This window comes from Candidatus Dormiibacterota bacterium (assembly GCA_036495095.1).
Lineage (GTDB): Bacteria > Chloroflexota > Dormibacteria > Aeolococcales > Aeolococcaceae > CF-96.
This window is the reverse complement of sequence record DASXNK010000002.1, coordinates 1-2,814: the sequence shown is the minus strand read 5'-3', so window position 1 is coordinate 2,814 and position 2,814 is coordinate 1. Positions and strand designations below refer to the sequence as shown.

Genomic DNA, 2,814 nt, shown 5'->3' with positions numbered 1-2,814 from the left:
GCGCTGCACCAGGTCGCCGGTGCGCTGGCGTCCGTGCCAGTCGAGGGGGAGGCGCTCGAGGTGGGCGAAGACGGTGGTGCGCAGCCGCTGTCCCAGGTTCTGGGCGGTGGAGGCGGCGATGCGCAGCTGCAGGTGCGTCATCAGCGCATTGAGCATGCTGAGGGTGAGGAACACGATCCCCGCGAAGGCGATGACGGCGAGCTGGGTGTGCACCTCGTTGGGCTGGAGCTCGTCCCTGCCCCCGAGCCGGTCGAGGCCGCCGAGCAGCGCGCCGGCGAAGGGGAACACCGGGTCCTGGTGGTGTGCCACCTTGTCGAGGATGAACTTGAGCGGGAAGGCGACCAGGATGTCGGTGGCCACCAGCCCGAAGGTCATCGCGATGGCGACGGCGACCCGCAGCCGCTGACCGCGGAGGTTGGTGAGGAGGAAGCGGGGAAAGGACATCGGGGTGCTCAGGCGACCTGGAGCCGGCGGCCGGCCGAGCTCTCCACCAGCGCCGCCAGCGCCTCGGCGGCGCCGGGGACGCCGCGGAAGCCGGGGAAGGCGTTGACGTCGATGACCATCGGTCCGCGCTCGGTGAGCAGCAGGTCGACGCCGAAGAGGGAGAGGTCGAACACCGACCCGATGCGCTCCAGGATCCGCACCCACTCGGCGGGCAGGTCGGGGATGGCCACGGTCTCGCGCGACGCGCCGGGCTCGAGCGGGGTGCGGCGGTGGGCGCCGAAGATCGTCTCGCCGGTCACCCAGAGCTTGACGTCCCAGCCGTCTCCGGGAAGGAACTCCTGGGCCACCACCGGCTCGTCGCCCCACTGCGGGAGCAGCGTGGCCAGCCCGGCGGCGTCGTCGACCCGGGTGACCAGGTCGCCGCGGCGGCTGTGCCGGCTCTTCACGATCAGCGGGAAGACCAGGTCGTGCTGGGTGGCCAGGCTGCGCAGGCGGCCGGGGTTCCAGGTGCGCGGGGTGGGCAGTCCCGACCCCTCGAGCAGGCGGGCCAGCGCCACCCGGTCGAGGCAGCGGGCGGTGGAGAGGGCGCCGTTGAGCACCGGCACGCCGCGCCCCTCGAGACGGTGGGCGATCGCCAGCGCGGCGGGGGTGTGCGACTTGAGCAGGTACAGGTCGGCGGGCGCGCGCAGCTCGCGCTCCACCGCGGCGGCATCCAGCCGCTGCGGGTCCACGACCCGCACCCGGTGGCGGCGGCGCAGCTGCTCCATCGCGGCGGCGAGCACGGGGTGGTCGGGACGGTCGGTCAGCAGGCAGATCTCCATCTCCATCTCCATCTCCTCACCCCGCTCCGGGGTGGTGGCGGGCTCGACGACGTGCAGCGCCGCCGCGACGGTGTCGCGGGGTTCGGCGGGAACCGGCAGGCCCGCCGCGCGCGCGGCAAGCTCGAGGACGGCCTGGGCGATCGAGCGAACCGCACCCGGGACCAGGCCGAAGCTGGGGAAGTCGTTGATGTCGAGGATCATCCAGCCGTCCGGGGTCTCGACCACGTCGACCCCGTAGATGTCGAGGCCGAAGACCCGGCCCACCTGCGCGGCGATCCGCCGCAGCTCGGGGGTCAGCGGCACCAGCCGCTCGCTGACCGGCTCGTCGGGGTGCAGCGGCGACCGCCGCACCGTGGCGTAGATCTCCCGGCCGGTGTTGTAGAGCTTGACGTCGTGTCCGGGGTTGGCCATGTACTGCTGCGCCAGGAAGAACCGGTCCTCGCTGTCCGCGGCGTCGCGCAGCGCGGGGAGGTCGGCGGGGCTGTGCAGCAGATGGATGGAGCGGCAGGCGCTGCCGTTGCTCGGCTTGACCACCAGCGGGTAGTCGGAGGCGGGGATCTGGTCGAGCAGTCGCAGGTCGGTGAGGAACCAGGTGCGCGGGAAGGGCAGGCCGTGGGCCTGGGCGACGGCCGCGGCCACCGCCTTGTCGCGGACCATGCGGATCGCGCCGGGGTCGTTGATGGTGGTGACGCCGAGCGCCGCGGCGGCCTCGAGGATGCTGAGTCCGGGCCCGTCGGACACGGTCTTCAGCACCACCGCGTCGTAGGCGCCGCCGCCGAACTCGCTGAGGCAGGTGGCCGACGACTGGGGTTCGAGGACGGTGACATCGTGTCCCCAGGCTCGAAGCTGGTCGACCACCGCCAGCGGCATCCCGTCGGCCCGATAGCGCTCCTCGACGATGAAGCAGAGGCGCATCGCGGTCTGTGCCTTGGTGCTGGTCCCCTGCTCCGTGATCATGTCCGACCCCCCCGTTCGTGGCCCGCTCCCTGGTGTGGCGGGGCTGTGGGTGTGATGGTGGGTGGGGCGGCTGAACGGTCTCTGGGTGGGGGCTGAAGGCCGGCTGAGACCGCTGAAGCGGGGCTGAAGGCGGACTGCCTGCCGGTGATCGACCGGTGTCGCCGACGAGGCGCGGGGCAGCGAGCCCCTGCACCAGGTGCTCGGGGTGGAGCGAGGGCGGGCCGGGAGATGACCCCGACCCGCCCATCCCGCGGCGGCGTCAGACGGCGACCGGCGGCATCGCCCCGGCGTTGCGCTCCGGCCGGTGTCCGTTGCCACCGGCGCCGGGCACCGGGGCGGGGCCGGCGATGAAGTCCTCGGTCTGCTCGCGGGCGGCGTTGTCCGAGACCTGGTGCGGCGGCGACTTCATCAGGTAGGAGGACGGACCCTCGAGGGCGCCGGCGACGCCGCGGTCGAGGGCGAGCTTGCAGCAGCGCACCGCGTCGATGACGATGCCCGCGCTGTTCGGCGAGTCGTGGACCTCGAGCTTGAGCTCGACGTTGAGGGGCACGTCGCCGAAGGAGCGGCCCTCGAGCCGGATGTACGCCCACTT

Annotated in this window: 3 protein-coding genes; all 3 read right to left on the bottom strand. The window is 72.9% G+C overall.

Features of this window, described 5'->3' with window-relative positions; genetic code table 11:
- Nucleotides 1–444, bottom strand: a 444-nt coding sequence (locus VGL20_00115; protein ID HEY2702070.1) for an ABC transporter transmembrane domain-containing protein, incomplete at its 3' end; no start/stop codon positions are given.
- 8 nt (nucleotides 445–452) lie between these two features.
- Complete coding sequence (locus VGL20_00110) at nucleotides 453–2,222, bottom strand: ATP-grasp domain-containing protein (protein HEY2702069.1); 1,770 nt, start codon at nucleotides 2,220–2,222, stop codon at nucleotides 453–455.
- Nucleotides 2,223–2,481: 259 nt separating this feature from the next.
- A partial coding sequence (locus VGL20_00105) for a hypothetical protein (protein HEY2702068.1) occupies nucleotides 2,482–2,814 on the bottom strand: 333 nt, incomplete at its 5' end.

What these genes read in the sequence shown, in the direction of transcription:
- VGL20_00110 (HEY2702069.1), bottom strand. Translation starts at nt 2,222, where the DNA reads ATGATCACGGAGCAGGGGACCAGCACCAAGGCACAGACCGCGATGCGC.